The 16,392-nt window shown below is 74.3% G+C and carries 16 protein-coding genes; 10 read left to right on the top strand and 6 right to left on the bottom strand.

Annotation, left to right across the window (positions count from 1 at the left end):
* Positions 1 to 8: 8 nt before the first annotated feature.
* Positions 9 to 680, bottom strand: coding sequence for an ABC transporter (locus tag ACIHEJ_RS08350; protein ID WP_400133189.1), 672 nt, complete (start codon positions 678 to 680; stop codon positions 9 to 11).
* Entirely contained in the window at positions 677 to 1,540 is an 864-nt protein-coding gene (locus tag ACIHEJ_RS08345; protein WP_400133187.1) for an ATP-binding cassette domain-containing protein, read from the bottom strand. Before ACIHEJ_RS08345 ends, ACIHEJ_RS08350 begins: the two co-directional genes overlap by 4 nt.
* 34 nt (positions 1,541 to 1,574) lie before the next feature.
* Here ACIHEJ_RS08345 and ACIHEJ_RS08340 point away from each other — a divergent pair, with 34 nt between their 5' ends.
* The 5 genes from ACIHEJ_RS08340 to ACIHEJ_RS08320 all read left to right on the top strand — a co-directional run bounded on the left by ACIHEJ_RS08340 (position 1,575) and on the right by ACIHEJ_RS08320 (position 7,516).
* Positions 1,575 to 2,243, top strand: a complete 669-nt coding sequence (locus tag ACIHEJ_RS08340) for a peptidyl-tRNA hydrolase (RefSeq protein WP_400133185.1) — start codon at positions 1,575 to 1,577, stop codon at positions 2,241 to 2,243.
* 167 nt (positions 2,244 to 2,410) lie between these two features.
* A complete protein-coding gene (locus tag ACIHEJ_RS08335; protein ID WP_400133184.1) occupies positions 2,411 to 3,757 on the top strand; it encodes a DUF692 domain-containing protein in 1,347 nt (448 codons plus the stop codon).
* Positions 3,758 to 4,056: 299 nt separating this feature from the next.
* Positions 4,057 to 4,827, top strand: a complete 771-nt coding sequence (locus tag ACIHEJ_RS08330; RefSeq protein WP_400133183.1) for a DUF4142 domain-containing protein — start codon at positions 4,057 to 4,059, stop codon at positions 4,825 to 4,827.
* Positions 4,828 to 4,924: 97 nt separating this feature from the next.
* Complete coding sequence (locus ACIHEJ_RS08325) at positions 4,925 to 5,704, top strand: TIGR04222 domain-containing membrane protein (protein WP_400133182.1); 780 nt, start codon at positions 4,925 to 4,927, stop codon at positions 5,702 to 5,704.
* Positions 5,705 to 5,851: 147 nt separating this feature from the next.
* Positions 5,852 to 7,516: an alpha/beta hydrolase gene (locus tag ACIHEJ_RS08320; protein ID WP_400133181.1), complete on the top strand. Its 1,665-nt coding sequence runs from the start codon at positions 5,852 to 5,854 to the stop codon at positions 7,514 to 7,516.
* A gap of 15 nt (positions 7,517 to 7,531) precedes the next feature.
* Here ACIHEJ_RS08320 and hemQ read toward each other — a convergent pair whose 3' ends face one another.
* Both hemQ and hemG read right to left on the bottom strand, forming a co-directional pair.
* On the bottom strand, positions 7,532 to 8,263 hold the full coding sequence (gene hemQ, locus ACIHEJ_RS08315) for a hydrogen peroxide-dependent heme synthase (protein WP_400133180.1): 732 nt from the start codon (positions 8,261 to 8,263) through the stop codon (positions 7,532 to 7,534).
* A 5-nt stretch (positions 8,264 to 8,268) separates the two neighbouring features.
* Positions 8,269 to 9,723, bottom strand: coding sequence for a protoporphyrinogen oxidase (hemG, locus tag ACIHEJ_RS08310; RefSeq protein WP_400133178.1), 1,455 nt, complete (start codon positions 9,721 to 9,723; stop codon positions 8,269 to 8,271).
* A gap of 160 nt (positions 9,724 to 9,883) precedes the next feature.
* Here hemG and ACIHEJ_RS08305 point away from each other — a divergent pair, with 160 nt between their 5' ends.
* Both ACIHEJ_RS08305 and ACIHEJ_RS08300 read left to right on the top strand, forming a co-directional pair.
* Positions 9,884 to 10,867: a DUF4349 domain-containing protein gene (locus ACIHEJ_RS08305; protein WP_400133177.1), complete on the top strand. Its 984-nt coding sequence runs from the start codon at positions 9,884 to 9,886 to the stop codon at positions 10,865 to 10,867.
* 28 nt (positions 10,868 to 10,895) lie between these two features.
* Positions 10,896 to 12,299, top strand: coding sequence for an FAD-dependent oxidoreductase (locus ACIHEJ_RS08300; RefSeq protein ID WP_400133175.1), 1,404 nt, complete (start codon positions 10,896 to 10,898; stop codon positions 12,297 to 12,299).
* Positions 12,300 to 12,341: 42 nt separating this feature from the next.
* Here the strand turns inward: ACIHEJ_RS08300 and ACIHEJ_RS08295 are convergent, their stop codons facing one another.
* Positions 12,342 to 12,608 (bottom strand): hypothetical protein, encoded by a 267-nt coding sequence (locus ACIHEJ_RS08295; protein WP_400133173.1) that lies wholly within the window; start codon positions 12,606 to 12,608, stop codon positions 12,342 to 12,344.
* Between the two features lie 91 nt (positions 12,609 to 12,699).
* Here ACIHEJ_RS08295 and ACIHEJ_RS08290 point away from each other — a divergent pair, with 91 nt between their 5' ends.
* On the top strand, positions 12,700 to 13,524 hold the full coding sequence (locus tag ACIHEJ_RS08290) for a rhomboid family intramembrane serine protease (protein ID WP_400133171.1): 825 nt from the start codon (positions 12,700 to 12,702) through the stop codon (positions 13,522 to 13,524).
* A 1-nt stretch (position 13,525) separates the two neighbouring features.
* Here the strand turns inward: ACIHEJ_RS08290 and hemE are convergent, their stop codons facing one another.
* Complete coding sequence (gene hemE, locus ACIHEJ_RS08285) at positions 13,526 to 14,593, bottom strand: uroporphyrinogen decarboxylase (RefSeq protein WP_400133169.1); 1,068 nt, start codon at positions 14,591 to 14,593, stop codon at positions 13,526 to 13,528.
* A 98-nt stretch (positions 14,594 to 14,691) separates the two neighbouring features.
* Between hemE and ACIHEJ_RS08280 the strand changes: the two genes are divergently transcribed.
* A complete protein-coding gene (locus ACIHEJ_RS08280; RefSeq protein WP_400133168.1) occupies positions 14,692 to 15,363 on the top strand; it encodes a DUF3000 domain-containing protein in 672 nt (223 codons plus the stop codon).
* A 281-nt stretch (positions 15,364 to 15,644) separates the two neighbouring features.
* On the top strand, positions 15,645 to 16,304 hold the full coding sequence (locus tag ACIHEJ_RS08275; protein WP_387512466.1) for a LuxR C-terminal-related transcriptional regulator: 660 nt from the start codon (positions 15,645 to 15,647) through the stop codon (positions 16,302 to 16,304).
* Positions 16,305 to 16,392: the final 88 nt, after the last annotated feature.

The following is a 16,392-nucleotide window of genomic DNA, read 5'->3' as shown; positions in this document are numbered from 1 at the left end:
CTCTGTGCTCACGGTGACCGGCGGGAGGTGAGCCAGCCGGCGGCGGCGAAGGCCACGGCCGTGAACAGGGCCGCCCCGGCCAGCGGCAGCGGCGCCACCGGCACCCGGCCGGTCTGCGAGCCGAGGACCAGGCCGCTCACCGCCGCCTGCGCCGGAGAACCCGTGAGCACCACCGCCAGCAGGGCACCCAGCAGCATCGCGGGCACCGCGCGACCGGTGGAGCGCAGCAGCGGCCGGTTGGTGAGCGCGCCGACGGCCGCGCCGAGCAGCGCGCAGACCAGGGCGGCCGGCAGCCCGGCGGCGCCCGCCTCGAGCCGGGGCACGGGGATCCGGTGGCCGTTGCTCGCCGGATCGCTGATCAGCGTCACCACGACGGTCGCCGCCACCCCGAGCAGCGCGGACGCGAGCAACGCCGTCAGCAGACAGGCGAGATGCGCCCGGCCGGGACCGCGGGCTGCGGCGACGCAGGCACGGGCCGCGTCCGGCTCACCGGTGACACAGATCCGCACCAGCCAGGCGGCCACCGGGAGCAGACCGGCCGCGGTGTAGCCGAGCGAGTCGAGGACGGGCTGGCCGCTCTGCACCCCGATCGCCAGGAACGCGGCGTACAGGATCACCGGCGGCAGCCAGCGCTGGGAGCGCAGGAGCAGGTCGGCCTGGTAGCGCAACAGGGCGGTCATGGGCGTTCCCCCGGGTCGTTCGGTGGTACGACGCTCACCACGTGCCACGGCGGGCGGGCCGTCAGCAGGGCGCGCAGCAGGACGTCGGAGCGGGAGGCGGGCACGGCGAGGCGGTGGACGCCGGGGCCGGTCTCCTCGGCCGAGGCGACGGCCCGTACCGCGTCGGGCGGCAGCGCCCCGCCGGCCGGTCCCCGCACGGTGACCTGGGTGAGCGGACCGGTGGGCGGACTCCCGCCGTCCCCACGGCGCTCCAGGCCCCCCTCGACGACGGCGTACGTCGCGTCCGGCACCCCGGCCAGCCGCCGCGGGTCGTGGTCGACGAACACCACGGCGCCGCCGGCGGCGGTCCGCTCGGCCACCGCCCGCTCCAGTTCGGCCCGCGCCGCCGCGTCCAGACCCGTCCACGCCTCGTCCAGCACCAGCAGTTCCGGCTCACCGAGCAGGGCCTGCGCCACGGCGACCTTCTGGCTGCTGCCCTTGGACAGCCGCGCCATCGGCGTACCGGCGTACGCGCCCGCGCCGAACCGCTCCAGCCAGACGCCCGCGGCGCGTGCGGCGCTCCCCCGGGAGAGGCCACCGATGGTGCCGAGGTGGGTCAGATAGCCGACGGGGGTGAAGGGCAGGGCCGACGGGAACCTCTCCGGCACGTACGCCGTGCGCGGCCGTCCCGAGACCCGGCCCTCGGTCGGCCTGTCCAGGCGGGCGAGGAGGCGCAGGAGGGTGGACTTCCCGGTGCCGTTCGCGCCTTCTATGCGGGTCAGGGTGCCGGGGGCGACGGTGAGGTCGACACCCCGTAACACCCAGGGGCCACGGAGGCCGTAGCGACGGCCCACGCCGTCCAGCCGGAGATCACACTGCATGAGGTCATTCTGGCGCCCTTTAGGGTGGGCCGTTGTGAGCCAGGTTTCAGAGGCACCTCAGTTCGTGCTCCCCCTCGTCGTCCGCATCGAGCGCAGCGCTCCCCCCGCCCGCACCGACGCGCTGCAGACGGCCGCCCGCGCCGTGCTGCTCCTGCTCGGCGACGAGCGGGCGACGGGCGACGGGGAGTGGGCCGAGGCCGTACGGAACTGGGAGGACGCGCGGATCCGCAAGGTGGTCCGGCGGGCCCGGGGCGCCGAGTGGCGGCGGGCCGAGGCGCTGCCCGGGATCACGGTGAACGGCAAGTCCGCGGAGGTACGGGTCTACCCACCGGTCCCGCTGGACGGCTGGCCCAAGGACCTGGCCAAGCTCCAGGTGTCCGGCACCGAGCTGGACGACCCGGAGCCGCCCGTCCCGGCCGACCCGGGCCTGCCCGTGCTGTGGCTGAACCCGGAGCTGGAGATGTCGGCCGGCAAGACGATGGCCCAGGCGGGCCACGGCGCCCAGCTGGCCTGGTGGGCCCTGTCCGGCGCGGAGCGCACCGCCTGGCGGGAGGAGGGCTTCCCGCTCGCCGTCCGCACCGCGGCTCCCGCCGACTGGGCCCGGCTCACCACCTCGGGGCTGCCGGTGGTGCGGGACGCGGGGTTCACGGAGATCGCCCCGGGCTCCTGCACGGTCGTCGCCGAGCATCCGGCGCTGCGCTAGCGGAGACGACCGGTCCGCCGCCGGGACGGAGACCGCCCCGGGCATGCCCGTGGCCCCGCTGCCCGGCCGCAACCTCAAATGTTGCTCTGAACGCGGCGCGCGGGAGGTTCGGGCCGGGCCGCCGGGGCCATACCCCCCTCACTCGGCGGTCGAGGAGGGGAGGAGCCGTGCGGCGACTGGGCACGGGGATCGGCTGGCGGCCGGAGATCGCGGACGCCGTGGAGCGCATGCCGGGCATCGACTGGGTGGAGGTCGTGGCGGAGAACGTCTGCCCCGGCCATCTCCCTCAGGCGCTGCTGCGGCTGCGCGAGCGCGGGGTCACCGTCGTCCCGCACGGTGTCTCCCTCGGCCTCGGCGGCGCGGACCGCCCCGACGAGGGCCGGCTGAGGGCGCTCGCGGAACGGGCGGAGGCGCTGGGCGCCCCCCTGGTCACCGAGCACATCGCGTTCGTCCGGGCGGGCGGCGCGCTCACCGCGTCCCCTCGGCTGGAGGCCGGTCATCTGCTGCCGGTGCCGCGCACCAGGGACGCGCTGGACGTGCTCTGCGAGAACGTCCGCATCGCGCAGCGGGCGCTGCCGGTGCCGCTGGCCCTGGAGAACATCGCCGCGCTGTTCTCCTGGCCGGGCGAGGAACTGACGGAGGGGCAGTTCCTGTCCGAGCTGGTCGAGCGGACCGGTGTCCACCTGCTGATCGACGTGGCCAACCTGCACACCAACCACGTCAACCGGGGGGAGGAGCCGGCCCAGGCGCTGGCCGCGCTGCCCGTGGAGGCGCTGGCCTACGTGCATGTCGCGGGCGGCTTCGAGCGCGACGGCGTCTGGCACGACAGCCATGCGCATCCCGTGCCGCGCCCGGTCCTGGACATCCTGACCGACCTCGCCGCCCGGGCCGTGCCGCCCGGGGTCCTCCTGGAGCGGGACGAGAACTTCCCGGAGCCGGGCGAGCTGGAGCGGGAGCTGGAGGCGATCGGGGAGGCGGTGCGGGCGGGCCGGCGGCGCGCGGGCGGGGACGCCTCGGGGGACGGCGCGGTGGCGGGGGGTGCCGTGGCCGGGGGCGGGGGCGTCGCCGTGCTCGCCCGGCCGGTGACCGGGGTCCGGGGCCGGGAGGACACCCGGCAGCGGCTCGGCGTCGCCCAGGCGGCCGTGCTGTCGTCGCTGGTCGCGGGAACACCGGTGCCGGAGGGGTTCGACCGGGTGCGGATGGCCGTACAGGCGCGGGCGCTGGCGGCGAAGCGGGCGGGGGTGGTGGCGAAGGTGGCGCCGGAGCTGCCGGAGATCCTCGGGGCCGGGTACCGGCCGGCGTTCCTCGGGTACGCCCGGGAGCGGCCGATGGGCGGGGGGTACCGGCGGGACGCGTTGGACTTCGCCGGGTATCTGCTGGCGGCGGGGCTGCCGCAGGAGGCGGGGGTGAGGAAGGCGCTGCGGGAGTGGTGGCTGGACCGGGCGGGTCCGGCACCGAGGGCGCGCGGGCGGGCGGGGCGGGTGAGGCGGAGGGTGCTGCTGCTGCGGGGCTGAGCGGGCTCCCGGTGCTGTGGCGGGGCGCGCCGGTTCGGTCGCCCAGCCGCGGCGGCCGGGCGCCGCTGCGCCCACCCGTGCCGCCCCGGCGGCACGACTGCCCGCAGCCACCGGGCGCCCTGTCGGGGCGCGGGGCGTGTTCTGCACGCGGCTGTGTGGCGTGGGCGCGACCCGTCCGCCACGCGCCTCGCCCGCCGGCGTCCCGCAGTCCCGGCGGCGCCCATGCGCACCCGGCCCGGGGCCCGCAGGGTTCCGCAGTAATATGCCAACCTCCGTCCCACCCCCGAGCACGAGGCACCATGCGACCGCGACCCCCCGTCAAGGGCCGAGGCATGTTCAGCGGTACCGGGCTGATCATCACCGCCCTCGCTGTGACAGCGGCCGCACTGCTGTACCCGTTGTGCTCCTACGCCGACCGGCAGGACCCGGCCGCCGCGCATGTCCTGAGCGCGCGGACCGTCACCACCCCCTACGGCCCCATGTCCGCGCAGGACCGGGACTTCATCACCAAGGTGCGCCTGGCGGGTCTGTGGGAGCTGCCCGCCGGTGAGCTGGCGGAGCAGAAGGGGACCACCGCGGCCGTACGCACCGCGGGCCGGCACCTCGTCGACGGCCACACCTCCCTCGACGCCCACGTGCGGACCGTGGCCACGCAGCTCGGCGTACCGCTGCCCGACGAACCCAACGCGCAGCAGAAGGAGTGGCTGGCCGCCCTGAGGTCCGCGCAGGGGCAGGACTTCGACCGCCGGTTCGCCGACGTCCTGCGGCTCGCGCACGGCCGGGTCTTCGCCCTGGTCGCCCAGGTCCGGGCCGGCACGCAGAACTCCCTCGTCCGCGACCTCGCCGACGACGCCAACACGACCGTCCTGGACCACATCAGGATCCTGGAGGCCACGGGGTACGTCGACTTCGGCGCGCTGGCCCGGGACCTCGCGGCCTCCCCCACCCCCGTACCGTCCCCGCCCGTGGTGGACCCGGCCGCCGCCGTGCCGGTCACCCCCGCGCCGGACGAGTCGTACGCGCTGCCGCCGGCGACGACCAGCCCGCCCCCGGCGACGAGCACGCCCTGACCTGCACAGGAAACGGAACGTCACAGACCGGCAACACTCGGTCCGGATGCTGAACAGGGCATGGCGTTCTCCCAGGCCTCTGACATAGAAACTTGTCATGTTCTGGGTCCTTCTCCTGCTCCTGGCCTGGGCTTTCGCCGGCACCGCGTGTACCCGGCTGTGCCTGGCGGGCGTCCACTCCGCAGCCGCGGACGCGGATGCCGCCACGGTGGACCGGGAGCACGATCTGACGCTGTACGAGGCGGCCTTCCTGTCCGGCGGACCGGCCCGGGTCGCCGACGTGACCATGGTGTCCATGGCCCGGCAGCGGCGGTTGCTGCTCGCGCACACCGGCTGGGCCACGGTGGTGGACCCGCGGGGCCGGGACGAGATCGAGCAGTCCGTCATAGGGGCCATAGGGCCGGAGGGGCAGTCGCGGATCGCGCCCGTGCGGGCGCGGGCGGCCGGTGCGGAGGCGGTGCGGCGGCTCGCCGACCGGCTGGTGGGTGCCGGGCTCGCCGTGCCCGACGGTGCCGGTGCGACCGTGGGGGCCGCCGTCCGCCAGGTGCGGGCCGCCGCCGCGGCCGTGGCGGTGCTGGGGGCGACCGCACTGCTGCTGCCCGTCCGGACCGGGACGCCACAGCTGCTGGTGGGCCTGTGGTTCGCCCTGCCCCTGACGCTGGCGCTGAGCTGTCTGGCCATCGCCCGGTTCGAGGTGCATCCCTGCTCTCGCTGGGCGTCCCCGGCCGGGCAGCGGCTGCTGGGGGCGCTCACCCGCGAGCCGGCCGGTGACGAGCGGTCGTTCCTCACCTCCGTCGCCGTGCGCGGCATCCGTGCGATCGGCGAGCCGGAGCTGCGGGCGGCCTTCACCCATCGCGACCAGCCCTGGCGGGAGTGAGGGCTCCTTCCGGGGGCGCACAGGGGGCATTGGCGCCGACACCGGCCGGTCGGTGCTTGCCTTCACGGGCGGCCGAACGAAATATCCCTTCTGTTGTCGCCGGTCGTGGCAGCCGAGCCATCGCCGCGGTGCACGAAGGGATTCGCGATGCGAGCTGCCGCCCTGTACTCGGCCGCCGGTTCCTTGCTCCTGAGCACGCTGGCCATCGGCCCGGCGGGCGGCGCTCCCGCCGGGGCCGGGGCGCCCGCCGCCCCCGGTACGGCGGAGCTGCGCGGCACCGCGGTGGCCGCCGCCCGCGCCCGGGCGGCCGGCATCGACTTCGGCACGTGCTCCACCGCCGACGTCCCGCAGGCCCCGGCGGGGGTTCAGTGCGGCACGGTGCGCGTCCCGCTGGACTACGCGCGCCCCGGCGGCCGGCAGATCAGGCTGACCGTCAGCCGGATCCGGGCCACCGGGAAGGACCCGCACAACAGCAAGCGGAAGGTCCCCCGGCAGGGCGTCCTCGTCTACAACCCGGGTGGCCCGGGCGCCTCCGGCATGTACTTCCCGTTGATCGGCATGGTCCCGCAGTGGAAGCGGATCGCCGCCGCCTACGACCTCGTCGGCTACGCCCCGCGCGGGGTGGGCCGCTCGGCGCCGCTGTCCTGCGAGGACCCGAAACGCTTCTTCGAGGGGCCCTCGCTGTCGCCGACGCACCCGACGGAGAGGTACAAGCGGCAGCGCATCACCCGGGCGAAGGCCTACGCGAAGGGCTGCGCCCAGCGGTCCGGGACCAAGCTGCGCTTCTACACCTCGCTGAACAACGCCCGCGACCTGGACGTCCTGCGGGCGGCGCTGCGCGAGGACCGGCTGACGTACATGGGGGCGTCGTACGGCACCTACTTCGGCGCGCTCTACGCGTCGATGTTCCCCTCGCATCTGCGGCGCATGGTGCTGGACTCGGCGGTGAACCCCGACCCGGCGAAGATCTGGTACCGCAGCAACCTGGACCAGTCGGCCGCGTTCGAGGAGCGCTGGGCGGACTTCCGTGACTGGGTCGCCCGGCACGACGACGTGTACGGGCTGGGCGGCACCCCCGAGAAGGTGCAGCGCAGCTACGACACGGCGCGGGAGTGGCTGGCCGGGAAGGCGGCGGGCGGCACGGTCGGTCCGGGTCAGCTGCAGAACGCGTTCCTGACCGCCGGGTACTACGACGACTTCTGGCCGAGCCGGGCCGCCGCCCTCTCCGCGTACCTCAAGGGCGACCCGAAGCCGCTGGTCCGGCTGGCCGCGCCGAGCCGGGACACGGCGGCCGAGGCGGAGAACGCCGGCGCGGTCTACACGGCCGTCGAGTGCAACGACGCGCCCTGGCCGACCGACTGGGCGCGGTGGGACCGGGACAACACGCGGCTCGCCCGGCTGGCGCCGTTCGAGACCTGGGACAACGCGTGGACGAATCTGCCGTGCGCCTACTGGCCGGCGCCCCGGCAGCGGCCGCTGGACGTGCGGACCGGGCCGGGTGAGCTGCCGCCGGTGCTGATCCTGGCGGCCGAGCGCGACGCGGCGGCGCCCTACACGGGGGCGCTGGAGATGAACCGGCGGCTGGCCGGCTCGGTGCTGGTGACCGAGCGGGACGCGGGCACGCACGGGGTCGCGGGCGGCGCCAACGCGTGCGTCAACACGTACTTCGAGGCGTATCTGCTGCAGGGCAGCCTCCCGGTGCGGCGCGCGTCCTGCGCACCGCACCCGGAGCCGAAGCCGGACGCCCCGGCCGGCCGCGCCACGGGCCCGTCCCCCCGGGACTCGCTGAAGGGCAAGGCCGTCCGGCGCTGAGTGCTCCGCCTCCCGTCAGGCCAGGCCGGCGACGAGGTCGGCGATGTCCTTGCGGCGGCCCGTGAAGAACGGGACCTCCTCGCGGACGTGCCTGCGGGCCTCGGAGGCACGCAGGTGGCGCATGAGGTCGACGATGCGGTACAGCTCGTCGGCCTCGAAGGCCAGGACCCACTCGTAGTCGCCGAGGGAGAACGAGGCGACCGTGTTGGCGCGCACGTCCGGGTAGCCGCGGGCCATCTTGCCGTGGTCGGCGAGCATGCGGCGGCGGTCCTCGTCGGGCAGCAGGTACCAGTCGTAGGAGCGCACGAACGGGTAGACGCTCACGTAGTTGCGGGGCGTCTCGTCGGCGAGGAACGCCGGGATGTGCGAGCGGTTGAACTCGGCCGGGCGGTGCAGCGCCATGTTCGACCACACGGGTTCGAGGGCACGGCCCAGCCTGGTGCGGCGGAAGAGGTTGTACGCCTCCTGGAGCTGGTCGCTGGTCTCGGCGTGCCACCAGATCATGAGGTCGGCGTCGGCGCGCAGGCCGGAGACGTCGTAGGTGCCGCGGATCGCCACGTCCTTGGCGGCGAGCTGGTCGAACAGCTCCTGGACCTCGTCTGCGTAACCGGCGCGGTCCTCCGGCAGCACGTCCTTCAGCTTGAAGACCGACCACATGGTGTAGCGGATGACCTCGTTGAGGTCCTTGGCCAGCTTGCCCTTGTTCGGGATCCTGCCGGACTCGGTGGTGGGGGCGTCGTCACTCATGGTCCCTATTCTCCCGCTCCGCCGTGCAGGCTCTGCACCGGGTGGGCCGTGAGTTCCCTGACTCCGTGCAGGTCGCCGTCCAGCTGGTCCACCGCGGCGTAGGCGCTCGCGATGCACGCCGGGACGCCCACGCCGTCGTACGGGGCCCCGCACACCGCGAGGCCCGGCAACTCGGCCACGTGCGCGCGGATGCGGGCCACGCGCGCGTGATGTCCGACCGGGTACTGCGGCAGGCCGTCCGTCCAGCGGGTGACCCGTGTGGCGAGGGGGGTGGCGTCCAGGCCGGTGGCCTCCCGCAGGTCGTGCCGGGACACCTCGACCAGGCCGGCGTCGTCCCGCTGGAGGATCTCCGTCTCGCCGTGACGTCCCACGGAGGTGCGCAGCACGAGCACGTCCGGGTCCTCCTCGGCGATCCAGCCCCACTTGCGGGAGGCGAAGGTGGAGGCCTTGATGGTGCGGCCGTCGACGGGCGGCACCAGGAAGCCGCTGCCTTCGGGCAGGTTCAGGTCGGCGCTGCGGTAGGCGAGCGTGACGAGCGCCATCGACGCGTACTCGACGGCGGCCAGCTCGGCGGCGGCCTGCGGGGACTCGGCGCGCAGCAGCCCGGCGGCGGCCGGGGCGGGTACGGCCACGATCACCGCGTCGGCGTGCAGCGCGCGCTCCCCGGCCGTGACCCGCCAGCCGCCGGCGGCCTCTCTGCGCAGCTCGGTGACGGGCGTCCTGGTCAGGATCTCGCCGCCGCGCGCGCGGACGGATTCGGCGACCGCGAGCGGCAGCGTGCCCACACCGCCCTCGATGCCCATGAAGACCGGGCCGGTCCGCGCCTTCGCCGCCGCTTCGGCCTGGATGTGGCGGACGGCCTCGGTCAGGGAGGTGTGGGTGCGGGCGGCCTGGAAGAGCTGGGGGACGGCCGAGCGCATCGAGATGCGGTACGCGTCGCCCGCGTACACCCCGCCGAGCAGGGGCTCGACCAGGCGGTCGACGACCTCGCGGCCGAGCCGGGCCGCCACGAACTCCCCCACGGCCACGTCGTCGCCGACTTCGGTGCGGGGCAGGCCGGCCTCGCGCTCGATGCGGGCCAGTCCCTCGTCGGACAGCACCCCGGAGAGGGCGGCGGCGGTGCCGGGCACCCCCATCACATGGCCCTTGGGCATGGGCCGCAGGGCACCCCGGGTCCAGATCGAGGCGGTCGCGGTGGCCGGCGGCTGGAGCCGGTCGGCGAGGCCCACCTCGCGCGCGAGGGCCACCGCCTCGGGGCGGCGGGCGAGCATCGACTCGGCGCCCAGGTCGACGCGGACGCCCGCGATCTCGCCGGGCAGCAGCTTGCCGCCGACCCGGTCCGCGGCCTCCAGGACGGTCACCCGCGCGCCGCGGCCCAGCAGCCGGTGGGCGGCGGCCAGCCCGGCGACACCGGCCCCGATGACGACGACATGCCCCGTACGCGTACCCCTTGCGCTCATACCTCCCACTCTCTCAGACCCCACTGACACCCCCGCCCGCGCCCGGTGGCCGGGCCGAGTCCGGACCGTGACCTCATCGGGACCGGGCCCGCCCAACCTTCCCGGCCGCCCCGCCGTCGAAGAACCGTCACAGGCCGACAGCCCTCGGGGGGTACCGCCCATGCGCACGCCACGCTCCGCACACCCTGCACGTTCCGCACGCCCCGCACGCTGCGGACGGGTCCTGGCCGGGGCCCTGCTCGCCGCCTCCGTCGCACTCGCCGGCTGCAGCGCCGCGGACGACTCGGGCGGCGGCTCCTCGGCGAAGGCCGCGGCGGACGACGGCAAGGCCGCCGGACCGCGCGCGGCCGAAGGCGCCGGGCCGGCGCCGAAGACGCCCCGGCTCACCCAGAACGCGATCATCCGGACCGCGTCCCTCACCGTCCGCGTCGAGGACGTGCCCAAGGCCCTGGAGCAGGCCCGGACGACCGCCGAGGAGGCGGGCGGCTACGTCGGCAGGGAGAGCACGGGGCGCGACGCTGACGGCCATGAGCACACCCAGGTCGTGCTGCGGGTGCCCACCGAGAAGTACGACTCGGTCCTCACCCGCCTCCAGGGGACGGGCAAGCTGATCGACCGCACGGCCAAGGCGGTCGACGTCACCGACCAGGTGGTGGACGTCGGCAGCCGGATCAGGTCGCAGCGGGCCAGCGTGGACCGGATCCGCACGCTGATGGACCGCGCGACCAAGCTGAGCGACGTCGTCTCCCTGGAGGGCGAGTTGAGCAGCCGTCAGGCGGATCTGGAGGCGCTGCTGGCCCGGCAGGCGTCCCTGAAGGACCGTACGAACCTGGCCACCATCACCCTGTCCCTGTCCGAGAAGCCCGCGCGGAAGACGGCCCACACGGACGCGCCCGGCTTCCTGGACGCGCTGACGGGCGGCTGGCACGTGTTCGTCACGCTGCTGCGCTGGATCGCCCTCGCCCTCGGTGCCGCCCTGCCGTTCGCGGCCTTCGCGGCCCTGCTCGCGCTGCTGTGGCTGCGGGTCGTACGCCCCCGGCTGCCGCGCCGCGCGCAGCCTGCGCCCGCGCCGGCCGCGCTCGGCCCGCTGCCGTCGGCCCGCCCGGCACCGCAGCCCTCCGCCGAGCGCCCCGACGAGGACTGAACGGCCCGTGCCCCGTAGCGTGTTTCCCATGACCATGAACGGTGGGCGGGACGGCAGCGGCGGCACGGAACGGCTGGTCGTGATCGGCGGTGACGCCGCGGGTATGTCCGCGGCGTCCCAGGCACGCCGGCTGAAGGGGCCCGGGGAGCTGGAGATCGTGGCCTTCGAACGCGGCCACTTCACCTCCTTCTCGGCGTGCGGCATCCCGTACTGGGTGGGCGGCGACGTCGCCGAGCGGGACCGGCTCATCGCCCGCACCCCCGAGGAGCACCGCGCGCGGGGGATCGACCTGCGGCTGCGCACCGAGGTCACCGGGATCGACGTGGCCGGGCAGCGGGTACGCGCGCGGAACGTCGATTCCGGCGCCGAGTCCTGGACGTCGTACGACAAGCTCGTCATCGCCACCGGCGCCCGTCCGCTCCGCCCGGACCTGCCCGGAGCGGACGCGCCCGGGGTGCACGGCGTGCAGACCCTGGACGACGGCCAGGCCCTGCTGGACACCCTCACGCGCACGCGTGGCCGCCGTGCGGTCGTGGTGGGGGCGGGCTACATCGGCGTCGAGATGGCCGAGGCCCTCATCAACCGCGGCTTCGAGGTGACGGTCGTCAACCGCGGCAAGGAACCGATGTCCACCCTGGACCCGGACATGGGCCGGCTGGTGCACCGGGCGATGGAGGGCCTCGGCATCACCATGGTGAACGACGCCGAGGTCACCAAGATCCTCACCGGCGACGACGGCCGGGCCCGCGCGGTGGCCACCGAGGACACCGAGTACCCGGCGGACCTGGTGGTCCTCGGCATCGGCGTGCGTCCGCAGACCGGTCTCGCCAGGGCCGCCGGCCTCCCCCTCGGCGCTCACGGCGGCCTGCTCACCGACCTCGCGATGCGGGTGCGCGGCCACGAGAACATCTGGGCGGGCGGTGACTGCGTGGAGGTGCTGAACCTGGTCTCGGGCCAGGAGCAGTACATCCCGCTCGGCACCCACGCCAACAAGCACGGCCAGGTCATCGGCACCAACGTCGGCGGTGGCTATGCCACTTTCCCGGGCGTCGTCGGCACGGCGGTCAGCAAGGTCTGCGACCTGGAGATCGCCCGCACCGGCCTGCGCGAGAAGGACGCCGACCGGGTGGGCCTGCAGTACGAGACGGTCACCATCGAGTCGACGAGCCGCGCCGGCTACTACCCGGGCGCCTCCCCCATGACGGTCAAGATGCTCGCCGAGCGCCGCACGGGCCGGCTGCTCGGCGTCCAGATCGTCGGAAGGGAGGGCGCGGGCAAGAGGGTCGACATCGCGGCGGTGGCCCTGACCGCGCAGCTGACGGTGGAACAGATGACGGCCCTGGACCTGGGCTACGCCCCGCCGTTCTCCCCGGTGTGGGACCCGGTCCTGGTGGCGGCGAGGAAGGCCACGGCGAAGGTACGCGCCTCCTAGGGGGCGACGATGCGCCTCTGTCCCGCGTAGCGTCCCACAGCCCTAGGCCGACCCGCTGATCCGCGGCAGGGTGGACACGGCCGCCGGCTGCTCTCCGGCGGGCTTCGCGTGCGTGGCGGAGGGGCGGGTGGACCGCAGCCGGTAGCTGACGGCCTCGTCCAGCGTCACGGGCCGCTGCATCTGCCCGGCGAGCCGCCCGGCCTCCTGGCCGAGCCGGGCCACGTCCTCCCAGGGCAGCCGTACCACCAGGGACAGCTCGGCCTCGCCATCGGGCAGAGCATGCATCGGAGGGGTCACTCGTTCGCTCATCGCCTGTCCTCACGTCGGTTGAGAAGAGATACGCACACCCGCGCGGCGGCGTTCACCGATTCGCGCGCCCCGTCGCGGGCACTACTCCTGTGTGGTCATCCCCGTCCATGACGTGAATCCGGTGCGCCGCACCCCCTGGGTGACGTACGCGCTCATCGCCGCCAACGTCCTCGTCTTCCTCACCACGCCCGGCATAGCCGGGTCCGTGGCCGGCGGCAGCGAGCTTGCGCAGTTGTGCCATCTGCATGCCTTCATGGACCACTACGCGGCGGTCCCCCGGGAGCTGATACACCATCAGCTGCCGCGCGTGGTCCCCACGGGCGAGACGGGGTTCGGCCCGCACGGCCCGGGCTGCGTGGTCGGCCCGCCCGGCTATGACAAGTCACCGGCACTGTCGGTCTTCACGGCGATGTTCCTGCACGGCAGCTGGCTGCACCTGCTGGGAAACATGCTCTTCCTGCTGATCTTCGGCAACAACGTCGAGGACCGGATGGGCCACATCCGCTACTTCCTCTTCTACGTCGTCTGCGGCTACGCGGCCGGCTACGGCTTCGCGCTCCTCAACGACTCCTCCGGCGAGCCGCTGATCGGGGCGTCCGGTGCCATCGCCGGCGTGCTCGGGGCCTATCTGGTGCTGTACCCCAGGGCACGGGTGTGGGTCCTCGTGCCGTTCCTGATCTTCCTGCCGCTGCGGCTGCCCGCCTGGCTGGTGCTGGGCTTCTGGTTCGTGCTGCAGGCGGTGTACTCCTCCGGGCACGCCGTCTCCGGCGCCGGAACCGTGGCCTACGCGGCCCATGTGGTCGGCTTCTTGGTGGGCATGCTGCTGGCCTGGCCGCTCAAGCCCGGCACGCCGGCCCCGCCGGAGCCGCCCGGCCTGCTGTTCGGCAGGCGGGCGCGGCCCCACTACAGCTGGTGACTCAGCGCGCGGTGCGGGTGTGGACGTACTCCACGAGCCGGGTCAGCGCGTCCGGGTCGGTGTTCGGCATGACACCGTGGCCGAGGTTGAAGACGTGGCCCTCCAGACCGGCGGCCGCCCGAAGCACCTCGCCGGCCTTGGCCTCGACGGTGTCCTTGTCGGTGAACAGGACGGTCGGGTCGAGGTTGCCCTGGAGCGCCTTGCCGGGGCCGACGCGGCGCACGGCCTCGTCCAGCGGGACACGCCAGTCGACGCCGACGACGTCCGCGCCGGCCTCGCCCATGAGCTTCAGCAGCTCACCGGTGCCGACGCCGAAGTGGATGCGCGGGACGCCGTACCCGGCGACGGCCTCGAAGACCTTCGCCGAGGCGGGCATGACCGAGCGCCGGTAGTCGGCGGGGGCCAGCGCGCCGACCCAGGAGTCGAAGAGCTGGACGGCGCTCGCGCCCGCCTCGATCTGGACCTTCAGGAAGGCGGCCGTGATGTCGGCGAGGCGGTCCAGCAGGTCGGCCCACAGCTCGGGGTCGCCGTACATCATCGCCTTGGCGTTCTCGTACGTGCGGGACGGGCCGCCCTCGACCAGGTAGCTCGCGAGGGTGAATGGCGCTCCCGCGAATCCGATCAGCGGGGTGCCGCCCAGCTCGCGGGTGAGCAGGCCGATGGCCTCCGTGACGTACGGGACGTCCTCGGGGGTGAGGTCGCGCAGCCGGGCCAGGTCGGCGCGGGTGCGGATCGGCTGCTCGACGACCGGGCCGACGCCGGGCTTGATGTCGAGGTCGAGGCCGATGGCCTTGAGCGGGACGACGATGTCGCTGAAGTAGATCGCCGCGTCGACGTCGTGCCGGCGCACCGGCTGCAGCGTGATCTCGGTGACCAGCTCGGGACGCATGCAGGACTCGAGCATCGGAACGCCCTCGCGGACCTTGCGGTACTCGGGCAGGGAGCGGCCGGCCTGGCGCATGAACCACACGGGGGTGTGCGGCACGGCCTCACGCCGGCACGCCTTGAGGAAAGCGCTGTCGTACGTCGCTGTCGGCTGCTTGCCCGAGGGGCTTCCGTTGGCACTCACGACGGCAAGTCTCGCACGGCCCGTAGCGGAGAAGTGCCGCAGCCCTCAGGGGGTGTCTTGCCCTGCGCGAGCGCCCCGTTCCCCTTACTCTTCCCCGCATGGCTGCGGCTCAGGGACGACTGTCGGACGGCGCTGACGGAATGGACGACGCGAAGGACACCGCGCGGGGGCGGGGGGGCAGTGCGCTGCCGCCGGCGTTCCGGTCCGCGGTCGACGCGCTGCGGACCGCGCGGTTGCGGCCGCAGGTGGAGGTGGAGCCGACGCCGGCCCCGCAGCGGCTCGCCCCGCACGCGTACGCCCTGGAGGCCGTGGTGGTCGACGGCGATCAGGAGCTGGCCGACGGGCGGCTGGTGCTGCTGCACGACCCGGCCGGGCACGAGGCCTGGCACGGCACGTTCCGGCTGGTGACGCTGGTGCGCGCGGAGCTGGAGCCGGAGATGGCGGCCGATCCGCTGCTGCCCGAGGTGTGCTGGTCGTGGCTGACCGGGGCGCTGCAGGCGCGCGGGCTCGGCTACGGCGAGCCGAGCGGGACGATCACACGCGCGGGCTCGCACTACTTCGGCGGCCTGGCCGACCGGCCGCCCGCCTCGCAGATCGAGATCAGGGCCTCCTGGACGCCCCGCGAGGGGCTCGGCGGAGTGCCGGACACGGCCGCCCACCTGCTCTCCTGGTGCGATCTGCTGGCCCAGGTCGCGGGGCTGCCGCCGGCCGGCCCGGGGGACCCCTCGGTGGTGACGCTGCCGCAGCGCAGGGATCCGCAGTCCCGGTGACGTGACCACCGGTTCCGCCGGCTTAATCCTTCCGCACGCCTTGTTGACCATCTCTTTGTCGATACGGCCACTTTCCGCACTCGAATCGCATCCGCTCGAACCGGCTCGATCTTCGGATGATCGATCGCGTGTCCGAATTGCACAGATTGTTACTCACTAGATCGTGATCATTCTCTAAAGGCGGACGAGTTTGCTGCCGAAGACGACTGTGACCTTGAAAGCACGGTTCGTCCCGGCTTCATCCCCACAAGCCGGCCCCGTCCCCCCACCCAGGAGGCCTGGTGTCCGTTCTCCTCGAGCAACCCGCAAGCCTGGTCGCCTACCGCCCGAACAAGCCGACCGCCATGGTGGTCGTGGCCGACCCGCGCGTCCGCTCCACCGTCACCCGTCATCTGTGGGCGCTCGGCGTGCGCGATGTCATCGAGGCCTCGTCCATCGCGGAGGCTCGTCCCCGCATCGGCAACCCCCGCGACATCTGCGTCGCCGACGTCCACCTGCCCGACGGCTCCGGCCTGACCCTGCTGTCCGAGACCCGCGCCGCGGGCTGGCCCAACGGCCTCGCCCTCTCCGCCGCCGACGACATCGGCGCGGTCCGCAACGCCCTGGCCGGAGGGGTCAAGGGCTACGTCGTCACCGGCACCCGGACCAACATCGGGCTCCCCACCCGACCCGGCGCCACTCCCCTCGGCGCCGCCGCCCGGATGCACCGCCGCCCCCCGGGTGCCCCGAGCCACCCGGGCGGCTACCGGGAGCTGTCCGGACGCGAGGTCGAGGTGCTGCGACTGGTCGCGGAGGGCCAGTCGAACAAGGCGATCGGCGTCTCGATGGGCCTGTCCGCCCTCACCGTCAAGAGCCACCTCGCCCGCATCGCCCGCAAGCTCGGCACGGGCGACCGGGCCGGCATGGTGGCCGTGGCGCTGCGCACGGGCATCATCCACTGAGCCGACCCGGAGAGACGCAGGTTCACTCATGTGAACCGCACGTTTCACCGGGCTGACTGGTTTACGACCCTCCGGCGCCCGTGGGCGG

This window comes from Streptomyces sp. NPDC052301 (genome assembly GCF_044593395.1).
Taxonomy (GTDB): domain Bacteria; phylum Actinomycetota; class Actinomycetes; order Streptomycetales; family Streptomycetaceae; genus Streptomyces.
The sequence above is the reverse complement of the archived record's forward strand: the minus strand, read 5'-3'. Positions and strand labels throughout refer to the sequence as shown.